Source organism: Streptomyces sp. NPDC046379 (assembly GCF_055587785.1).
Window position 1 is genome coordinate 108,233 of the sequence record NZ_JBVJFP010000003.1, and the last position, 19,379, is coordinate 127,611.

18 protein-coding genes are annotated in these 19,379 nt (G+C 73.4%); 14 read left to right on the forward strand and 4 right to left on the reverse strand.

The annotated features are described in order from the left end of the window. Positions 1-98 precede the first annotated feature (98 nt). A complete protein-coding gene (gene glmM, locus ACZ6KF_RS07445) occupies positions 99-1,457 on the forward strand; it encodes a phosphoglucosamine mutase (protein ID WP_469237665.1) in 1,359 nt (452 codons plus the stop codon). 39 nt (positions 1,458-1,496) lie between these two features. Here glmM and ACZ6KF_RS07450 read toward each other — a convergent pair whose 3' ends face one another. After that, on the reverse strand, positions 1,497-2,456 hold the full coding sequence (locus ACZ6KF_RS07450) for a DUF389 domain-containing protein (RefSeq protein WP_356627476.1): 960 nt from the start codon (positions 2,454-2,456) through the stop codon (positions 1,497-1,499). Between the two features lie 49 nt (positions 2,457-2,505). Then, entirely contained in the window at positions 2,506-3,474 is a 969-nt protein-coding gene (gene coaA / locus ACZ6KF_RS07455; RefSeq protein ID WP_356627475.1) for a type I pantothenate kinase, read from the reverse strand. Positions 3,475-3,703: 229 nt separating this feature from the next. Between coaA and glmS the strand changes: the two genes are divergently transcribed. From glmS to ACZ6KF_RS07470, 3 genes are all read left to right on the forward strand, one after another. Next, entirely contained in the window at positions 3,704-5,551 is a 1,848-nt protein-coding gene (glmS, locus tag ACZ6KF_RS07460; protein WP_469157524.1) for a glutamine--fructose-6-phosphate transaminase (isomerizing), read from the forward strand. A gap of 39 nt (positions 5,552-5,590) precedes the next feature. Further along, on the forward strand, positions 5,591-5,962 hold the full coding sequence (locus ACZ6KF_RS07465) for a holo-ACP synthase (protein WP_356627473.1): 372 nt from the start codon (positions 5,591-5,593) through the stop codon (positions 5,960-5,962). Between the two features lie 112 nt (positions 5,963-6,074). Further along, on the forward strand, positions 6,075-6,914 hold the full coding sequence (locus tag ACZ6KF_RS07470; RefSeq protein WP_356627570.1) for an RNA polymerase sigma factor SigF: 840 nt from the start codon (positions 6,075-6,077) through the stop codon (positions 6,912-6,914). A 289-nt stretch (positions 6,915-7,203) separates the two neighbouring features. On the opposite strand, the gene ACZ6KF_RS07475 is transcribed toward ACZ6KF_RS07470, so the two are convergent. Beyond that, the gene (locus tag ACZ6KF_RS07475; protein ID WP_356627472.1) at positions 7,204-8,349 is read right to left on the reverse strand and encodes a hypothetical protein; all 1,146 of its coding nucleotides are present in this window, start codon (positions 8,347-8,349) and stop codon (positions 7,204-7,206) included. A gap of 213 nt (positions 8,350-8,562) precedes the next feature. Here ACZ6KF_RS07475 and ACZ6KF_RS07480 point away from each other — a divergent pair, with 213 nt between their 5' ends. From ACZ6KF_RS07480 to ACZ6KF_RS07500, 5 genes are all read left to right on the forward strand, one after another. After that, a complete protein-coding gene (locus tag ACZ6KF_RS07480) occupies positions 8,563-9,993 on the forward strand; it encodes an NAD(P)H-hydrate dehydratase (RefSeq protein ID WP_469237667.1) in 1,431 nt (476 codons plus the stop codon). A 99-nt stretch (positions 9,994-10,092) separates the two neighbouring features. Next, on the forward strand, positions 10,093-11,271 hold the full coding sequence (gene alr, locus ACZ6KF_RS07485; RefSeq protein ID WP_469237670.1) for an alanine racemase: 1,179 nt from the start codon (positions 10,093-10,095) through the stop codon (positions 11,269-11,271). 378 nt (positions 11,272-11,649) lie between these two features. Beyond that, entirely contained in the window at positions 11,650-12,903 is a 1,254-nt protein-coding gene (locus ACZ6KF_RS07490; protein WP_469237672.1) for an alpha/beta fold hydrolase, read from the forward strand. Beyond that, a complete protein-coding gene (gene tsaE / locus ACZ6KF_RS07495; protein ID WP_356627468.1) occupies positions 12,869-13,381 on the forward strand; it encodes a tRNA (adenosine(37)-N6)-threonylcarbamoyltransferase complex ATPase subunit type 1 TsaE in 513 nt (170 codons plus the stop codon). Before ACZ6KF_RS07490 ends, tsaE begins: the two co-directional genes overlap by 35 nt. Before the next feature lie 226 nt (positions 13,382-13,607). Next, on the forward strand, positions 13,608-13,781 hold the full coding sequence (locus tag ACZ6KF_RS07500) for a hypothetical protein (protein ID WP_469157520.1): 174 nt from the start codon (positions 13,608-13,610) through the stop codon (positions 13,779-13,781). 141 nt (positions 13,782-13,922) lie between these two features. On the opposite strand, the gene ACZ6KF_RS07505 is transcribed toward ACZ6KF_RS07500, so the two are convergent. Continuing rightward, positions 13,923-14,462, reverse strand: a complete 540-nt coding sequence (locus ACZ6KF_RS07505) for a hypothetical protein (protein ID WP_356627466.1) — start codon at positions 14,460-14,462, stop codon at positions 13,923-13,925. Positions 14,463-14,628: 166 nt separating this feature from the next. Between ACZ6KF_RS07505 and tsaB the strand changes: the two genes are divergently transcribed. The 5 genes from tsaB (at position 14,629) to ACZ6KF_RS07530 (ending at position 19,271) form a co-directional block, all read left to right on the forward strand. Continuing rightward, positions 14,629-15,282, forward strand: a complete 654-nt coding sequence (gene tsaB / locus ACZ6KF_RS07510; RefSeq protein ID WP_469176223.1) for a tRNA (adenosine(37)-N6)-threonylcarbamoyltransferase complex dimerization subunit type 1 TsaB — start codon at positions 14,629-14,631, stop codon at positions 15,280-15,282. A gap of 35 nt (positions 15,283-15,317) precedes the next feature. Next, positions 15,318-15,800, forward strand: a complete 483-nt coding sequence (gene rimI / locus ACZ6KF_RS07515) for a ribosomal protein S18-alanine N-acetyltransferase (RefSeq protein ID WP_356627569.1) — start codon at positions 15,318-15,320, stop codon at positions 15,798-15,800. Next, positions 15,793-16,878 carry a tRNA (adenosine(37)-N6)-threonylcarbamoyltransferase complex transferase subunit TsaD gene (gene tsaD / locus ACZ6KF_RS07520; protein WP_356627464.1) on the forward strand — a complete coding sequence of 362 codons (1,086 nt, stop codon included), beginning with the start codon at positions 15,793-15,795 and terminating at the stop codon, positions 16,876-16,878. The genes rimI and tsaD overlap by 8 nt, the downstream gene beginning before the upstream one ends. Next, entirely contained in the window at positions 16,875-17,147 is a 273-nt protein-coding gene (locus ACZ6KF_RS07525; protein WP_356627463.1) for a hypothetical protein, read from the forward strand. Before tsaD ends, ACZ6KF_RS07525 begins: the two co-directional genes overlap by 4 nt. A gap of 1,068 nt (positions 17,148-18,215) precedes the next feature. Beyond that, positions 18,216-19,271, forward strand: coding sequence for a LacI family DNA-binding transcriptional regulator (locus tag ACZ6KF_RS07530; protein ID WP_356627568.1), 1,056 nt, complete (start codon positions 18,216-18,218; stop codon positions 19,269-19,271). Positions 19,272-19,379 lie beyond the last annotated feature (108 nt).

Below are 19,379 nucleotides of genomic sequence, written 5' to 3' on the forward strand. Positions count from 1 at the left end.
CACAAGATGCCTGAAGGCTTGTGTGATCGGATGGCCGGGCGGGCCGTACCGGACCGGCCGAACGGTTTCCGGAACCGCAGCTTTTCTCAGGAGGACAAGTGGGACGACTCTTCGGCACCGACGGCGTGCGCGGTGTCGCCAACGCGGACCTGACGGCCGAGATGGCGCTCGGCCTGTCCGTCGCGGCGGCGCACGTGCTGGCCGAGGCGGGCACCTTCGCAGGCCACCGGCCCCAGGCCGTGGTCGGGCGTGACCCGCGGGCGTCCGGGGAGTTCCTGGAGGCCGCCGTGGTCGCGGGCCTCGCCAGCGCCGGCGTGGACGTGCTCCGGGTCGGCGTCCTGCCCACCCCCGCCGTCGCGTACCTCACCGGCGCGCTCGGCGCCGACCTCGGCGTGATGCTCTCCGCCAGCCACAACGCCATGCCCGACAACGGCATCAAGTTCTTCGCCCGCGGCGGCCACAAACTGCCCGACGACATCGAGGACCGCATCGAGGCCCTCTACGAGGAGCACCGCACCGGCGCCCCCTGGGACCGCCCCACCGGCGCGGGCGTCGGCCGGGTCCGCGAGTACGCCGCCGGCGCCGACGAGTACGTCGCCCACCTCCTCGACGTACTGCCGAACCGGCTGGACGGCCTGCGGATCGTCCTGGACGAGGCGCACGGCGCCGCCGCCCGGGTCTCCCCCGAGGCGTTCGCCCGGGCCGGCGCCGACGTGGTCACGATCGGCGCCGAGCCGGACGGCCTCAACATCAACGACGGATACGGCTCCACCCATCTGGGACGCCTCACGGCCGCCGTCCTGGAGCACGGCGCCGACCTCGGCATCGCGCACGACGGCGACGCCGACCGGTGCCTCGCCGTGGACCACACCGGCGAGGAGGTCGACGGCGACCAGATCCTCGCCGTGCTCGCGCTGGCCATGCGGGAACGCTCGGCGCTGCGGTCGGACACCGTCGTCGCCACCGTGATGTCGAACCTCGGGTTCAAGCTCGCCATGGAGCGCGAGGGCATCCGGCTGGTGCAGACGGCGGTCGGCGACCGTTACGTCCTGGAGGAGATGAAGGAGCACGGCTTCGCCCTCGGCGGCGAGCAGTCCGGGCATGTCATCGTCCTCGACCACGCCACCACCGGCGACGGCACGCTCACCGGGCTGCTGCTCGCGGCGCGGGTCGCGCAGAGCGGCCGCCGGCTGCGGGAGCTGGCCGGTGTGATGGAGCGGCTGCCGCAGGTGCTGATCAACGTGCCCGACGTGGACAAGTCCCGGGTGAAGACCTCGGCCGAGCTCGTCGCCGCCGTCGCCGACGCGGAGCGGGAGCTGGGCGCGACCGGGCGGGTGCTGCTGCGGCCGTCCGGGACCGAGCCGCTGGTGCGGGTGATGGTCGAGGCCGCCGACATCGACCAGGCCCGGTCGGTGGCGGGGCGGCTGGCCGACGTGGTGAAGTCCGCCCTGGGGTGAGGCGGGTGGGGGGCGGGTTCCGCGGGTTTTCCCGCCCTCTCATTTCCGGAGGGCGTGGTGGGACCGGCCCCGGAGGCGGTCGCGCTGCTTCGACCACAGCCACTTCTGGGTGAGCAGGGTCAGGGTGCCCGCGACCAGGATGCCGAACAGGTTGAGCAGGAGCTGCTCCGTGGAGCCCCACGTCTGGGCGGTGTCGCCGTAGCTCAGGGCGACCGCGGCGTTGGCGGCGGCCGGGACGGTCGTCACCGAGATGGCGACGCCGACCAGGGCGCCGGACTTCGCGGACGTCAGGGAGAGGGTGCCGGCGGCGCCGGCCAGGACCGCCACGACGAAGGAGAACCAGTCGGGGGCGTAGACGAAGCCGGTCTGCGGCCGGTCCGCGTCCAGCCGCTCCTGGGTGAACAGGCCGACGGCGTCCATGAAGAGGCTGAAGGCGACCGTCACCGCCATCGCCGCCGCGAAGCCCACCAGCAGCGCGATCAGCGAGCGCAGCGCCAGCCGGGGCCGGCGCTGCACCACGGAGGTGGAGATGCCGGCCAGCGGGCCGAACTCCGGTCCGACCGCCATCGCGCCCACGATCAGGATGGCGTTGTCCAGCACCACACCGCACGCGGCGATCATCGTGGCCAGCGTGATGAACGCCAGATAGGTCACCGAGAGCGTCGACTCCTCGTGCGTCGCCTCGGTCAGGTGCTCCCACAGCACCGCGTCGGCGGCCTCGCCCGGCGCGTCCTGCTCGGCCCGCTCGGCGCGGTCGGACAGCGAGAGGTCGATGTTCTCGACGGCGATCGACCCGCTCCGGTCGAGGCCCAGCTTCTGCAGCCTGCTGAGCAGCTCGTCGCCGGCCTCCCGCGCCACGTCGCACAGGACGACGTCCCCGGCGGGGTTGCGGGCGGCCCCCGGCAGCACGACGAGATGCGTGGTCCCGACCGTGTCCTCGATCAGACGGACGGCGTCGTCCGTGGTGCCCGGCGGGGTGATCAGGCGCAGATGCAGCATGGCGGCAGCGTAGCGGCCACCGCCCGGCCCCCCTTTCGGCCCGTCGTGGTCACAGCTTGCGCAGGCTCAGGCGCTGCACCTTGTGGTCGGGGCCCTTGCGCAGGATGAGGGTGGCGCGACCGCGGGTCGGGGCGACGTTCTCGGTGAGGTTGGGCCGGTTGATGGTGAGCCAGGTGGTGCGGGCGTAGGCGAGGGCCTCCTCCTCGGAGACCTGGGTGTACTTCCGGAAGTACGAGGACGGGTTCTGAAACGCCGTCTCCCGCAGCTTCTTGAAGCGGTCGAGGTACCAGCGCTCGATGTCCTCGGTGCGGGCGTCGACGTAGACGCTGAAGTCGAAGTAGTCGGCGAGGCCGACGCGGGTGCGGCCGTCCTTGCCGGGCAGGGCCGGCTGCAGGACGTTCAGGCCCTCGACGATCAGGATGTCCGGGCGGCGCACCACGAGCCGCTCGCCGGGCACGATGTCGTAGATGAGGTGGGAGTAGACGGGCGCGGTGACCTCCGCCTTGCCCGCCTTGATGTCGGCGACGAACCGGGTCAGGGCCCGGCGGTCGTACGACTCGGGGAAACCTTTCCGCGACATCAGGCCGCGGGCCTCCAGCTCCCGGGTCGGCAGCAGGAAGCCGTCCGTGGTGACCAGCTCCACGCGCGGGTGCTCGGGCCAGCGGGACAGCAGCGCCTGGAGCAGACGGGCGACGGTGGACTTGCCGACCGCGACCGAGCCGGCGACCCCTATGACGAACGGGGTGCCGGACTGCGACCCCTGCTCGCCGAGGAAGGTGTTCAGCGCGCCGCGCAGTCCGTCGGTGGCGCCGACGTAGAGGTTCAGGAGCCGGGAGAGCGGCAGGTAGATGTCGCGGACCTCGTCCAGGTCGATGACGTCGCCGAGCCCGCGCAGCTTCTCGACCTCCTCCGCGGTGAGCGGCAGCGGCGTCTTGTCGCGCAGCGCGCTCCACTCCGAGCGGGTGAGGTCGACGTAGGGAGTCGCCTCCGGCCTGGGCCGGTGGGCGCTCCGGGGCATCGGGGAGACCGGAGAGATCACAGTCCATTGTTAACGGAGTTTGAACGGGGCGGCGGGTGGGGTGCGTCACGGTGGAGGCGGGTGGGCGCGCCAGGGGCGCAACGGGCGGGGAGGAGTGCCGGGTGCGGCCCAGGGTCGCCGGGTGCGGCTTCGTACCCCCGTGGGAATTTCCGAAATCGGGCAGGAGAAGCCGGGTTGGGGCACGGGATCGGACGTAGGGTGCCGTTCCATGTGCGGAATCGTGGGATATGTGGGAGCGCGGTCGGCGCTCGACGTCGTCATGGCCGGACTGAAGCGGCTGGAGTACCGGGGGTACGACTCGGCGGGAGTCGCCGTGCTCGCCGACGGAGGGCTGGCCGCGGCGAAGAAGGCCGGCAAGCTGCTCAACCTGGAGAAGGAGCTGGTGGAACGGCCCCTGCCGACCGGCGGCACGGGGCTCGGCCACACCCGGTGGGCCACGCACGGCGGCCCCACCGACGCCAACGCGCACCCGCACCTCGACAACGCCGGACGCGTGGCCGTCGTGCACAACGGAATCATCGAGAACTTCGCCGCCCTGCGGGCCGAACTGGAGGAGCGGGGCCACGCCCTGGCCTCCGAGACCGACACCGAGGTCGTCGCCCACCTGCTCGCCGAGGAGTTCTCCTCCTGCGCCGACCTGGCCGAGGCCATGCGCCTGGTGTGCCGGCGGCTGGAGGGGGCGTTCACCCTGGTCGCCGTGCACGCCGACGAGCCGGACGTGGTCGTCGGCGCGCGGCGCAACTCGCCGCTCGTGGTGGGCCTGGGGGAGGGCGAGGCGTTCCTCGCCTCCGACGTCGCCGCGTTCATCGCGCACACCCGGTCCGCGATCGAGCTGGGACAGGACCAGGTCGTCGAGCTGCGGCGGGACGGGGCGACGGTGACCGGCTTCGACGGCCGGCCCGCCGACGTGCGGTCGTACCACGTCGACTGGGACGCCTCCGCCGCCGAGAAGGGCGGCTACGACTACTTCATGCTCAAGGAGATCGCCGAGCAGCCCAAGGCGGTCGCCGACACCCTCCTCGGCCGCGTCGACGCGGCCGGCTCCCTGACCCTGGACGAGGTGCGCATCCCCGCGGGCGTGCTGCGCGAGGCCGACAAGGTCGTGATCGTGGCGTGCGGCACGGCCTTCCACGCCGGGCTCATCGCCAAGTACGCGATCGAGCACTGGACGCGGATCCCCTGCGAGGTGGAGCTGGCCAGCGAGTTCCGGTACCGCGACCCGATCCTCGACCCGCGGACCCTGGTCATCGCCGTCTCCCAGTCCGGGGAGACCATGGACACGCTGATGGCGCTCCGGCACGCGCGCGAGCAGGGGGCGAAGGTGCTGGCCATCTGCAACACCAACGGCTCGACGATCCCCCGCGAGTCCGACGCGGTGCTGTACACGCACGCCGGGCCCGAGGTGGCCGTCGCCTCCACCAAGGCGTTCCTGACCCAGCTCGTCGCCTGCTACCTGGTCGCCCTCTACCTGGCGCAGGTGCGGGGCGCCAAGTGGGGCGACGAGATCCGGGCCGTCGTGCGGGACCTCGCGCGGATCTCCGGCGAGGTCGAGCGGGTCCTGGAGACCATGGAGCCGGTGCGGGAGCTGGCGCGGTCGCTGGCCGGGAAGGACACGGTGCTGTTCCTGGGGCGGCACGTCGGCTATCCCGTGGCGCTGGAGGGGGCGCTCAAGCTCAAGGAGCTGGCCTACATGCACGCCGAGGGGTTCGCGGCGGGCGAGCTGAAGCACGGGCCGATCGCGCTGATCGAGGACGACCTGCCGGTCGTGGTCGTCGTGCCCTCGCCGCGCGGGCGGTCCGTCCTCCACGACAAGATCGTGTCCAACATCCAGGAGATCCGGGCCCGCGGGGCGCGCACCATCGTCGTCGCGGAGGAGGGCGACGAGGCGGTGGTCCCGTACGCCGACCATCTCATCCGCGTCCCGGCGACCCCGACGCTGCTCCAGCCGCTGGTGGCGACGGTGCCGTTGCAGGTGTTCGCCTGCGAGCTGGCCACGGCGCGCGGGAACGAGGTGGACCAGCCGCGCAACCTGGCCAAGTCGGTGACGGTGGAGTGACCCGGTTCGCCGCGGTGCGGCGACCGTAGGGTGCTCTCCATGAGCATCATCGGGGTCGGCATCGACGTTGCCGAGATCGAGCGGTTCCGGGCGTCGCTGGAGCGGACGCCCGGACTCGCCCAGCGGCTGTTCCTCGAGAGCGAGCTGCTGCTGCCCGGCGGCGAGCGGCGCGGCGTCGCCTCGCTCGCCGCGCGGTTCGCCGCCAAGGAGGCCCTCGCCAAGGCGCTCGGCGCGCCCGCCGGACTGCACTGGACCGACGCCGAGGTCTACGTCGAGGACAGCGGGCGGCCCCGGCTGCGGGTCACCGGGACGGTCGCCGCCCGGGCCGCCGAACTGGGGGTGCGGTCCTGGCACGTCTCCCTCAGCCATGACGCCGGAGTCGCCTCGGCAGTCGTGATCGCGGAGGGCTGAGAAGAAAAACGGATCCGTTCGGTCATATTCCGTGAAAGCCCGGGTACACGCGCTCTGCCGGGCCGGATCGGTCGGAGCGGCTGAGGAACAGGGAGGGCCAGACGTGACGGCGATGCAGGTGCGTACGGACCGTGAGCAGACCCAGGCCGAGCTGCCGCAGGTCGGCGACCCGTCGGGGATCGCGCCGAAGGACGCCCGTCAGCTGTCGAAGCTGTTCTTCGAGCAGCTCGCGGTGCTGGAGGAGGGCACCCCCGAGTACCAGTACGCGCGCAACACCCTGATCGAGATGAACACCTCCCTGGTCCGCTTCGCGGCCGGCCGGTTCCGCAGCCGCGGGCCCGCCGAGATGGAGGACATCGTCCAGGTCGGCATCATCGGGCTGATCAAGGCGATCGACCGGTTCGAGCTCTCCCGTGAGGTGGAGTTCACGTCGTTCGCCATCCCCTACATCGTGGGCGAGATCAAGCGGTTCTTCCGCGACACCTCCTGGTCCGTCCATGTTCCGCGCCGTCTCCAGGAGGCCCGCGTCCAGCTCGCGCGCGCCACCGAGGAACTGCGCTCCCGGCTGGGCCGCAACCCCACCGTCAAGGAACTCGCGCAGCTGATGTGCCTCACCGAGGAAGAGGTCAACGAGGCGCGCGTCGCCGCCAACGGCTACAACTCCGCCTCCCTCGACGCCGCCATAGGCGCCGAACCGGACGGGGAGAGCGTGCTGGCCGACTTCATCGGCGCCGAGGACGCCGCCCTGGAGCTGGTCGAGGACTTCCACGCCCTCGCCCCCATGATCGCCGAGCTGGACGAGCGGGAACGGCGCATCATCCACTGGCGGTTCGTGGAGGAGCTGACGCAGGCCCAGATCGGCGAACGGCTCGGCTGCTCCCAGATGCACGTCTCCCGGCTGCTGTCCCGCACGCTCAAGAAGCTGCGCGAGGGGATGCTCACCACCGAGTGATCGCGGGTGCCGCCGGTGAACGCCGGTGGCACCGGTGGCGCGGCTCGCGAGAGTCACGCGGTGACGGCCTCGCCGGTCATGCGATATGCTGATCATCAGTTGGCCGCCCCGAGTGGGTGAGACCGGCTACGCGTTGGTGGTCCAAGGAAAGACGCCCCACTTCCTGTGGGGAGATGCAGGTGCAAGGCCTGCCCGGCGCTCCGCAACGAGCCCCGCCCTGTTCTCGGGCGGGGCTCGTCCCGTTCTCCGGTTGCGCCTCCGCTGCAGAGTCGATGACCGGCTCAGCGGCTCAGCAGATCGACTGACTGCTGTTCACCAGCGTGTTGTTCCTGAACGTCGTGTTCGTCCCGCACGGGCTCTCCCGGATCGCCGAGTTCGTCACCGTCAGGTTCTGGATCGTGATGTCGGAGTTGTTCGGGAACTCCGAGCGGGCCGCCAGGCGGATCTCGCCGCCGCCCGTCACGCTGCCGCTCTGCGCCGCGATGTTCACGTTGTAGCAGTTCTCGACCAGGATCGCGTTGCTGCCCGTGCTCGACAGCGTCACCCGGTCGATCACCGCGCCGCCGCTCTCCGACACGCAGAACACGCCCCGGCCGCCGCCGCGCGCCACGACCTCGCCGACGCGGATGTTGGTCGGGTAGCCGCTGCCCACCCGCCCGTTGCGGTTGGCCATGCGGAAGGCGGCGTATCCCGTGCCGGTGCCGGCGTTCTCCGCGTCCACCCTGGTGACGCTGGCGTTGATCGTCTGGTTGAGCAGCAGGCCCGACTCGCCCACGTTGCGCGCGGTGACCGTGCCGACGGTCAGGCCGTCGACGCCGTACGTCTCCACCGCGTGGCTGGAGGCGCCGGAGACGTACACGTTGTCGATGCGGACGTTGCGCGTCCACTGGGTGGTGTCGCCCCGGTTGTCGATCCGCACACCCAGCCCGGATGACAGGCGCATGTCAATCTGACCCAGCGTCGCGTTCGTGACGTTCCGCAGGAAAATGCCGTACAGGGGGGTGCCCGTGACGTTGAGGTGCTGCACCTCGACGTCACGAGTGCCGCGCGAGTACACCGGCGCCTGGTCGCCCGTGCCCGAACCCGTGACGTTGATCGTGCCGCAGACGTCGAGGACGGTGTAGCTCGGCAGGGAGATGCGGTTGGAGGCGGGGACGGAACCCGAACCCCGGACCACCACCCGCTGCTTCGCCGTGCGGCCCGAGGTGAGGTTGTTGATCGCCGTCTGCACCGCCGTGCGCATGTCCGTGCCGGTGTAGACGGTCGTGCTGCCGCGCCGTGCGGTCCAGGTGCTCCCGCTCAGCACGGCCTCCGCGTGGTACGTGCCCTCGCCGCAGCCGGCCGCCGCGGCGGGCGCGGGCGCGGTGAGGGTGCCCGCCGTGGCCAGCAGGGCGAGACTGCCGGTGGCGGCGAGAAGTGCGGCTCTGCGTCCCATGAGAGTCCGTTCTCTTGTCGAACCGGTTCGGAGTGAATCGATTCATGGGTGGGGGAGGGTGAGTTTGGCAACGGGTGGGTAACGCGTCAACGGGTGCGGCGCACACGGCGGCGTACGAAATTTTTCCGAGAAACGTGAATCCGGAAGCAGAACGAGAAACGTGCTTCCGGGAGCCGTCCCGGAAGCAGAAGGAAGCACGGGAGACCCGGTCATATGCGGACTGCTTACGGCGTGGAGACGGTCAGGGCGGCCGAGCGGGAGCTGATGGCGCGGCTCCCCGAGGGAACGCTGATGCAGCGCGCCGCGGCAGGGCTCGCCGCCGCCTGCGCCGACCTGCTCGGGCGGGTGTACGGCCGGCGGATCGTGCTGCTGGTCGGCAGCGGCGACAACGGCGGTGACGCGCTGTACGCCGGCGCGCGCCTGGCCCGGCGCGGGGCGGGCGTGGTGGCCGTCCTCCTGACGCCCGAGCGGGCGCACGCGGCGGGGCTCGCGGCCCTGCGCCGCGCCGGGGGCGTCGTCACCGCCGACGGCGAGGCGGCGATCGGCCGGGCGGACCTCGTCCTCGACGGGATCGTCGGGATCGGGGGCAGGGGCGGGCTGCGGGCCGAGGCCGCGCCGCTCGCCGAGGCCGCCGCGCGGTCGCGGGCCGTGGTGGTCGCCGTGGACCTGCCGAGCGGGGTCGACGCGGACACCGGCGAGGTGCGGGGGGCCGCGGTACGGGCCGACGTGACGGTGACGTTCGGGGCGCACAAGCCGGGGCTGCTGGTCGATCCCGCGCGGGAGTACGCCGGGTCGGTGCGGCTGGTCGACATCGGGCTGGCGCTGCCGGGGGACGCCGCCGTGCTGGAGGCGCTCCAGCACGCGGACGTCGCGCGGCTGCTGCCGGCGCCGGGGGCCGAGAGCGACAAGTACCGGCGGGGCGTCGTCGGCATCGCCGCCGGGTCGACCCGGTATCCGGGCGCCGCCGTCCTGGCCGTCTTCGGGGCGTTGCGGGGCGGGGCCGGGGCCGTGCGGTACGTGGGTCCCGCCGCGGACGCGGTGATCGCGCGGTTCCCCGAGACGCTGGTGTCCGACCAGGGGCCGAGGCGGGCCGGGCGCGTGCAGGCCTGGGTCGTCGGACCGGGCGCCGGGGACGACGCCGGCACCGTCGCCGAGGTCCTCGCCGAGGACGTCCCGGTGCTGGTCGACGCCGACGGACTGCGGCTGGCCGACGCCGGCGTCGTACGGCGCCGCAGCGCACCGACCCTGATGACCCCGCACGCCGGGGAGGCGGCGGCGCTGCTCGGGGTGAGCCGCGAGGAGGTCGAGGGCGCCCGGCTGGCGGCCGTACGCGAACTGGCGGCACGCTACGGGGCGACCGTCCTGCTCAAAGGCTCGACCACGCTGGTCGCCGGCCCCACCGCGGGCGCCGTACGGGTCAACGCCACGGGCACGCCCTGGCTGGCCACGGCCGGCAGCGGCGACGTGCTGTCCGGGCTCGCCGGGTCACTGCTGGCCGCGGGGCTTTCGGCGCGGGACGCGGGCAGCGCGGCTGCCTACCTGCACGGGCTCGCGGGGCGGTACGCGGCGGACGGGGCGCCCGTGGGGGCGCACGACGTGGCGGGGGCGATCCCGGAGGCCTGGCGGGACGTGCGGGCGGGGTGAGGGACGAGGGCCGGCGTTCCGCCGGTCGGTGGCGCGTGCGCAACGTCCGGGTCCGAGCGCTCGGACGGGCCGTCCGGCGGCTCTGAGACACTGGGCGCGATGAGTACGACAGCACCACCGGCGAGCGGCACCCTCCGGGCCCGTGCCGAGATCGATCTGGGCGCGTTGCGGGACAACGTGCGAACCCTGTGCGCCCTCGCGCCCGGCGCGGCGTTCATGGCCGTGGTGAAGTCCGAGGCGTACGGCCACGGCGCGCTGCCCTGCGCCCGGGCGGCCGTCGAGGCGGGCGCGACCTGGCTCGGCACGGCCACGCCCGAGGAGGCGCTCGCGCTGCGGGCGGACCCCGGGCTGCCGCCGGACGTGCGGATCATGTGCTGGCTGTGGACCCCCGGCGGCCCCTGGCGGGAAGCCGTCGACGCCGGCCTGGACGTGTCGCTCGGCGGGACCTGGGCGCTGCGCGAGGTCACCGAGGCCGCGCGACAGGCCGGCCGGACCGCCCGCGTGCAGCTCAAGGCCGACACCGGGCTCGGGCGGGGCGGCTGTCCGCCCGGCGCCGACTGGGCCGAACTGGTCGCGGGCGCGCGGGACGCCGAGCGCGCGGGACTCGTCCGCGTCACCGGCCTGTGGTCCCACTTCGCCTGCGCCGACGAGCCCGGGCACCCCTCCATCGCCCGCCAGCTCGCCCTCTTCCGGGAGATGACGGCGTACGCCGAACAGCAGGGCCTGCGCCCCGAGGTCCGGCACATCGCCAACTCGCCCGCCACCCTCACCCTCCCCGACACCCACCTCGACCTCGTCCGCCCCGGCATCGCCATGTACGGCCTCTCGCCCAGCCCCGCCCTCGGCGCCCCCGCCGACTTCGGGCTGCGCCCCGTCATGACCCTGTCGGCGTCGCTGGCGCTGGTGAAGCGCGTCCCCGCCGGACACGGCGTCAGCTACGGCCACCACTACGTCACCCCCGGCGACACCACCCTCGGCCTCGTCCCCCTCGGCTACGGCGACGGCGTCCCCCGGCACGCCTCGGGCAGCGGTCCGGTCCTGATCGGCGGCAAGTGGCGGACCGCCGCCGGACGCATCGCCATGGACCAGTTCGTGGTCGACCTCGGCGGCGACGAACCCGGCGAGGGCGCCGAGGCCGTACTCTTCGGACCCGGCGACCGGGGGGAGCCCACCGCGGAGGACTGGGCGCAGGCGGCCGGGACGATCGCGTACGAGATCGTCACCCGCATCGGAACACGCGTCCCCCGCGTGTATGTGAACGGGCAACGGGACGGGTAACCCGGAGAGGGGCGGCGGCGTCACCGGGGCCGCTGCGGTGATCGGCGTCGAGCTTGGCGGGTGCCGGTGCCGGTGCCGGTTTCCGTGCCGGCTCCGGTGCCGTGTCGGTGTCGGTTCGGTGAGACTCCGGGCGTATTCCGGTGGCGAGGCGAATCGTGGTGACGTCGCGGGTTCTGGTGACGTTGCGGGTCCGGTGGGAGCGGCGGGGTTTGGTGGGGGCGGCGGGTTTCGGTGGCGGGCGGGTTCACGTGGAGGCACGGCGAGTGCCCGGGACGTTGCGGGTTCTCGCGGCGTCGCGGTTCACGGTGGCGTGGCGGGTCCCCGTGGCGGGGCGGGTTCGGGTGACATGGTGAAGACCGGTGACATGAGGAGCGGTACGTGAGCGAGAGCAGTGCGGACGGCGTCGCGGACGCCGCCGCGGTCGTCGCCGCCGCCACGGGGGCGGCCGGGGGCTGGCGCCGGGCGACGGGCATAGCGGGGGCCGCGATCGGCGTGCTCGCCGCGGGGGCCGCCGCCGGGGTCGCCATCGAGCGGATGACCGTCGGACGCGGCATGCGGCAGAAGGCCCGCCTCGCACTCGACTCGGCCGGCCCCTACGGCACCCTGCGCGGTACCCCGGGCCGCGCCACCGCCGAGGACGGCACCGAGCTGTACTACGAGGTCGACGACGTCGAACCCGAGGCCGAGGCCCAGCAGGCGCCACGCCGCCGCCGGCTGTTCGGCCGCAAGGCCCCGGCCCCCGTCACCGTCGTCTTCAGCCACGGCTACTGCCTCGCCCAGGACTCCTGGCACTTCCAGCGCGCGGCGCTGCGGGGAGTGGTGCGCACCGTCCACTGGGACCAGCGCAGCCACGGCCGCTCCGGACGCGGGGTCGCGCAGGTCCGGGACCGGGCGCCGGTCACCATCGACCAGCTCGGCGGCGACCTGAAGGCCGTCATCGACGCCGCCGCGCCCGAGGGGCCGATCGTGCTCGTCGGGCACTCGATGGGCGGCATGACGGTGATGGCGCTGGCCGCTGAGTACCCGGAGCTGGTGCGCGAGCGGGTCGTCGCGGTCGCGCTCGTCGGCACGTCGTCCGGACGGCTCGGCGAGGTCAACTTCGGACTGCCCGTCGCCGGCGTCAACGCGATACGGCGCGTACTGCCCGGCGTGCTGCGGGCGCTCGGACAGCAGGCGGAACTGGTGGAACGGGGGCGTCGGGCCACCGCCGACCTGTTCGCCGGGATCATCAAGCGGTACTCGTTCGCCTCGCGGGACGTGGACCCCGCCGTCGCGCGGTTCGCGGAGCGGATGATCGAGAGCACGCCGATCGACGTGGTCGCCGAGTTCTACCCGGCGTTCACCGAACACGACAAGACCGAGGCGCTCGCCCACTTCACGGACCTGCCGGTGCTGGTGCTGGCCGGGGTGGACGACCTCGTCACGCCCAGCGAGCACAGCGAGGCCATCGCCGGGCTGCTGCCGGACGCCGAACTGGTGCTGGTCCCGGACGCCGGGCACCTGGTGATGCTGGAGCACCCGGAGGTCGTCACCGACCGCCTCGCCGACCTGCTCACCCGCGTGGGGGCCGTGCCGGCAGGGGCTACCTTGGGTGGCTATGGAAGCACCAGCGGCACCGCACAACCCGGCTGAGACCGAGCTGATCGTCCACTCTCCCGAGCAGATGCGCGAACTGGGCCGCCGGCTCGCGCGTCTGCTGCGCGCCGGCGACCTGGTGATGCTCACCGGCGAGCTGGGCGCGGGCAAGACGACCCTGACCCGCGGCCTGGGCGAGGGCCTCGGCGTGCGCGGGGCGGTCACCTCGCCGACCTTCGTGATCGCCCGCGTCCACCCCTCCCTCGGCGACGGTCCGCCCCTGGTCCACGTCGACGCCTACCGGCTGGGGGGCGGTCTGGACGAGATGGAGGACCTGGACCTCGACGTCTCGCTGCCGGAGTCGGTGATCGTCGTGGAGTGGGGCGAGGGCAAGGTCGAGGAGCTGACCGACGACCGGCTCCACGTCAGGATCCACCGCGCCGTGGGGGACACCACGGACGAGGTGCGGCACGTGACGCTGACGGGGGTCGGCGAGCGGTGGGGCGGGGCGGAGCTGGGAGGGCTTGCGGTCTGAGGCCGGCGGGTCGGCAGGTCGGCAGGTCGGCAGCCCGGTAGGTCGGTAGGTGGGTCCGAGGGGGAGCCCGACCCCTGCAGCAGCCGTCCCACATTCCGACAATGCGTCGGCAAGATATTGCGCCGGGCGGGCCGGGCGTGGTCACATGGTACCCAGCCCGTAGTTAGGTGTACCTAAGTAGCGTGCATCTGGCCGCGCCCGCCCCCGGACCCTTCAGGAGGCGTCCATGCCGACCCCCACGGAACGCGACGAGCCCCGCATCCTCCCCGGGTTCTCCATGAGCGATCTGCTCGCCTCCTGCGCCGCCGCGACCACGGTCTCGACGCCTCCGCGGGCGCCGGAGCCCATGACCCCGGTGACCGCGAAGCCGGAGCCGGCCCCGCACCGCGAGGCCGCGTAGCGCGACGCAGCGCGCCCGCGCACGCCGTCCGTCCGCGTGCCCCGCGTGCGCAACCGTCCGCGTCAACCGGCCGGATCCAACCTGCCCCCGCCCAACCTGCCCGACCGCGACCACCCTCCGGGAACCGTCCAGAGCCCCGCCTCACCGGATCACGACCACCCGCCGCCCGATCGTCGCGAACCTCCACATCGCGTCGCCGTCCGCGCGCGTCTCGCGGATGCCGCCCGTCTTCGCCGACGGGGCGGGCGCGGGCATCGAGCCGTCGACCGCCGCGCTGAAGCCGACGGCGACGCCCTGCACGGTCGCGAAGCGGACGACGTGCTCCACCGGGACGCCGTCCGAGCCCGTCACCGCGCCCGAGCGGGACGTGACCGTATAGGCGCCCGGCGCCGGATCGACCGTGCCGGGGGCCACCCGGAACGTACGGCGGACCCGGTTGTCGCCGCCGACCAGCCACACCCGGTCGTCGTCCAGCGAGTACACGACCCGGGTGCCCCGGCCGGTACCTGCGGGGAGGGCTTCGGGGCGCTGTTCGCTGCGCGGCGCCTTCGCGACGACCGCCGCCGGACGGTCCCCCGTCCGCGCCGGGGCGGTCCCCGACGCCTGGTGGGCGAGGAGGGCCACCGTGGTGAGGGCCGCCGCGGTGAGCCCGGTGACGAATCCTGCGCTGCTGCCGGCCACGAACGCCCACCTCCGCGTCGTACGTCTGAAATATCGCGTCATGCACTCGGGATATCCCGAATGCTCGATATGTCGGAATATTCGGTGACGGTAGGTGACCGTAGCAGCCGGGGGGCCCTCGGGCCGGGCGGGCGTGCGGGGGGCGCGGGAGCCGTAGGCTGTTTGCGTGCTCTTGCTCGCTCTTGATACCGCCACCCCCGCCGTCACCGTCGCCCTCCACGACGGCCGGGACGTCATCGCCTCGTCGAGCCAGGTGGACGCGCGCCGGCACGGCGAGCTGCTGCTGCCCGCCGTCGACCGTGTGCTCGGCGAGGCCGGGCTGAAGCTGGAGGCCGTCACCGGGATCGTCGTGGGCATCGGTCCCGGCCCGTACACCGGGCTGCGCGTCGGGCTGACGACCGCCGACACCTTCGGGCTCGCGCTCGGCGTTCCGGTGCACGGCGTGTGCACGCTGGACGGGCTCGCCCACGCGGCCGGGCTCCGGGAGCCCTTCGTCGTGGCGACCGACGCCCGGCGCAAGGAGGTCTACTGGGCGCGGTACGCCGACTCGCGCACCCGGCTCACCGACCCCGCCGTCGACCGGCCCGCCGACATCGCCGCCGAGGTCCGGGGCCTGCCCGCGGTCGGCGCGGGAGCGCTGCTCTACCCGGACGTCTTCCCGGTCGCCCGCGAGCCCGAGCACGTCTCGGCGGCGGCTCTCGCGGAGCTGGCCGCCGAGCGGCTGGCCGCGGGCGGGGAACTGCCCGCGCCCCGGCCGCTGTACCTGCGCCGGCCGGACGCCCAGGTGCCGAAGAACTACAAGGTGGTCACCCCCAAGTGACCGGACCCGCACCCGAGACCCCCGTGCTGCGTGAGATGCGCTGGTGGGACATCGACCCCGTGCTGGAGCTGGAGAGGGCCCTGTTCCCCGAGGACGCCTGGTCGCGGGGGATGTTCTGGTCGGAACTGGCGCACGCCCGGGGCCCCGAGGCGACCCGGCGGTACGTCGTCGCCGAGCGGGACGGCCGCGTCGTCGGGTACGCCGGGCTGGCCACCGCCGGCGACATCGGCGACGTCCAGACCATCGCCGTGGCCCGCGAGCTGTGGGGCAGCGGGCTCGGCGCGCGGCTGCTGACCGAACTGCTGCGGGCCGCGACCGCCTTCGAGTGCACCGAGGTGCTGCTCGAGTGCCGGGTCGACAACGTCCGGGCGCAGAAGCTGTACGAGCGGTTCGGTTTCGAGCCGATCGGCTTCCGGCGCGGCTACTACCAGCCGGGGAACGTGGACGCCCTGGTGATGCGGCTGACCGACCCCTCCCTCTCCCTCCACGGAACGCAAGGAACCGAGATCAATGGCTGACGAACCCCTGGTCCTGGGGATCGAGACCTCCTGCGACGAGACCGGCGTGGGCATCGTCCGCGGCACGACCCTGCTGGCCGACGCCATCGCCTCCAGCGTGGACGAGCACGCCCGCTTCGGCGGCGTCGTCCCCGAGGTGGCGTCACGGGCGCATCTGGAGGCGATGGTGCCGACCATCGACCGCGCGCTGAAGGAGGCGGGGGTCTCGGCGCGGGACCTGGACGGCATCGCGGTCACGGCGGGCCCCGGCCTCGCGGGCGCGCTGCTGGTGGGGGTGTCGGCGGCGAAGGCGTACGCGTACGCGCTGGGCAAGCCGCTCTACGGGGTGAACCACCTCGCCTCGCACATCTGCGTCGACCAGCTGGAGCACGGGCCGCTGCCCGAGCCGACGATGGCGCTGCTGGTGTCCGGCGGCCACTCCTCGCTGCTGCTGTCCGCGGACATCACCTCCGACGTCCGCCCGATGGGCTCCACCATCGACGACGCGGCCGGCGAGGCCTTCGACAAGATCGCCCGGGTGCTGAACCTGGGCTTCCCCGGCGGCCCGGTCATCGACCGGTACGCGCGCGAGGGCGACCCGGCGGCGATCGCGTTCCCGCGCGGTCTGACCGGCCCGCGCGACCCGGCGTACGACTTCTCCTTCTCCGGGCTGAAGACGGCCGTGGCCCGCTGGATCGAGGCCAAGCGGGCGGCGGGGGAGGAGGTGCCGGTGCGGGACGTGGCGGCGTCCTTCCAGGAGGCGGTGGTGGACGTGCTCACCCGCAAGGCGGTGCGGGCGTGCAAGGACGAGGGCGTCGACCATCTGATGATCGGCGGCGGCGTGGCGGCCAACTCCCGGCTGCGGGCACTGGCCCAGGAGCGGTGCGAGGCGGCCGGCATCCGGCTGCGGGTGCCGCGCCCCAAGCTGTGCACGGACAACGGCGCGATGGTCGCGGCGCTCGGCGCGGAGATGGTCGCGCGGAACCGGGCGGCGTCGAGCTGGGACCTGTCCGCGGACTCCTCCCTGCCGGTGACGGACCCGCACGTGCCCGGCCACGACCATGTGCACGAGGTGAGCAAGGAGAACCTGTACCCGTGACCGTCGCGCTGATGTGGGAGGCCCGCGCGGTGGAGGGCCGGGGCGCCGAACTCCTGGCCTGGGCCCGGGCCCAGCACCTACCCGGCGCCGGGCCGCTGCGCCGGGAGACCTTCCGGGCGCCGGGGGACCGCGTCCTGGTCATCACCTGGTGGGACGCGCCGTACGACGCCGACCTGCCCGAACTGCCGGAGCCGGACGGGGAGCTGGTGACGCGGGCAGTGCACCGGTGGCGGTTCGAGTCGGTGGGGCGGGACCGAGGGCAGGACTGAGGGCGGGACCGAGGCCGGGTCTTCACGGCCGTTTCGCGCCGAAGGCACTCCGGCTCCCTTGAGTTCGCCTTTCGTCGTGCGCGCATGCGTCACCTGCGTATCGCAGTGACCGGGGACAGGCCAGGACACCCCGAGGTACAGGTCCGCCTGAAGACCCCGAGACCGGGCGCGGCCTGCCGATCGTCAACGCCTCCAACGATCACGCACCGGCACATGGGCACTCGCCGGGACCGGGCATCAAGGGGCACGGCATCGCGATCGGGCAGAACGGCAAGCCGCGCGACGCCGACGTCCAGCTGACCCGGGAACAGCAGCGCGTCGTCGACGACAATCCGAGGGAGATCCGCAAGGCCAGCAGAAAGAGCATGGCCGCTCACAGAATCGCCCGTGCCAATGGCTGCTGACCGCTCGGACCTGGAGTCCGCCCTCCTGGGGATCGCCCGTCGCACCGGCGTGGAGCCCGGAGATCTCTCCGATGAGCACGTGCGCTGGGTGGTCTGTCTGCGGGCCATGGAATCACCGGCCGAATGGGGGCCGCTGCGGGAGACGGTCGGGCTGGAGCCCGAACCGTCGGTCGCCGTGTCCGTGGTGCTGCGGATGGTCGAGCGGGTTCCGGCAGCGGAGCGGCTCGGCTGGGCCGAGCGGATCGCCAAACCGGCGCAGAAGCGTGCCTTCGCCGTTCAGCGCGTACGGGACCTGCGGGTCCTCGAACACCTGAGCGGCGAGGCCGGGGCGGCATACGCTCTCGCCGACGACGAGATCACGCACTGGTCCGACTGGCTTCAGCGGCGCGCCGCCGAGCAGTCGACCTCGACCCGGGTCCTGGAGCAGCTGAGCCGGGACGGGCGGATCAACCGTGTCCGGCACCAGGCCGCCGAACGGTTGCGCGCGCTGCGGCGGCACGGCCGAAGGGGTGACGGACTCACCGCTGTCGGTGGCCGGGCGTTCACGTGTCGGCCACAGGGACGCCGGCCGCCGTCGAATCTGTCGATAGAACTGCCGAATATTGCGACAAGTCGGCGTATTCGGGGGGTCCCCCCGAACGCGCTCGGAGATACGATCGCCGCCATGACTCCCGCCGAACCCGCAGAAGCCCCGACGGCAGGGCGGACCGCTCAGACCGCCACGCTTGCCGAAATCGCCCGTGAGGCCGGCGTGTCCGCGCCGACTGTTTCGAAGGTGCTCAACGGGCGGGCCGACGTCGCCCCGGCCACCCGCAGCCGGGTCGAGGAGCTGCTGCGCTCGCACGGGTACCGGCGGCGCCGGGCCGAGGCCTCCCGGTCGCCGCTCATCGACCTCGTCTTCCACGAACTGGAGAGCGCCTGGGCGATGGAGGTCATCCGCGGCGTGGAGAACGTCGCCCGGGACGCCGGACTGAGCGTCGTGCTGTCGGAGAGCGCGGGCCGGCTCACTCCCGGCCGCACCTGGGCCGACCAGGTCGCCGCCCGGCGCCCGCACGGCGTGATCCTTGTGCTGTCGGAGCTGGACGACGCCCAGCGCGCCCTGCTCACCAGCCGCTCGATACCGTTCGTCGTGATGGATCCGGCCGGCGACCCGGGCACCGACGTGCCCTCGATCGGCGCCACCAACTGGCAGGGCGGCCTCGCCGCGACCCGGCACCTGGTGGAGCTGGGCCACCGCAGGATCGGCGCGATCAGCGGACCCTCCCGGATGCTGTGCAGCCGCGCCCGCGTGGACGGCTACCGGGCCGCCCTGGAGACCGCGGGGCTGCCCGTGGACACCGGCCTGATCAGGTCCGGCGACTTCCACCACGAGTCCGGCTACCGGCTCGGCCTGGACCTGCTGCGCCGCCCCGACCGGCCCACCGCCGTCTTCGCCGGCAACGACCTCCAGGCGCTCGGCCTGTACGAGGCCGCCCGCGAGCTGGGGCTGCGCATCCCGGAGGACCTGAGCGTGGTCGGGTTCGACGATCTGCCGGTGGCGCACTGGGTGGGCCCGCCGCTGACGACCGTGCGCCAGCCGCTGACGGAGATGGCCGAGGCGGCGGCCCGGCTGCTGCTGGAGCTGGGGCGGGCCGAGCCGAACGCCTCCGCGGGGGCGACCCGGGTCGAACTGGCGACCAGCCTGGTGGTGCGCAGCAGCACCGCCCCGCCGCCGCGGTGACGGCCGTGGCCGAAAGGTGACCCATTGACGGGCGGTGCGGCGGTGCCGAGACTCTCCGAGGTCCTTTCGGTCGCACCACCGAATGTTTCGGAGACGCCCGCCCGCCGC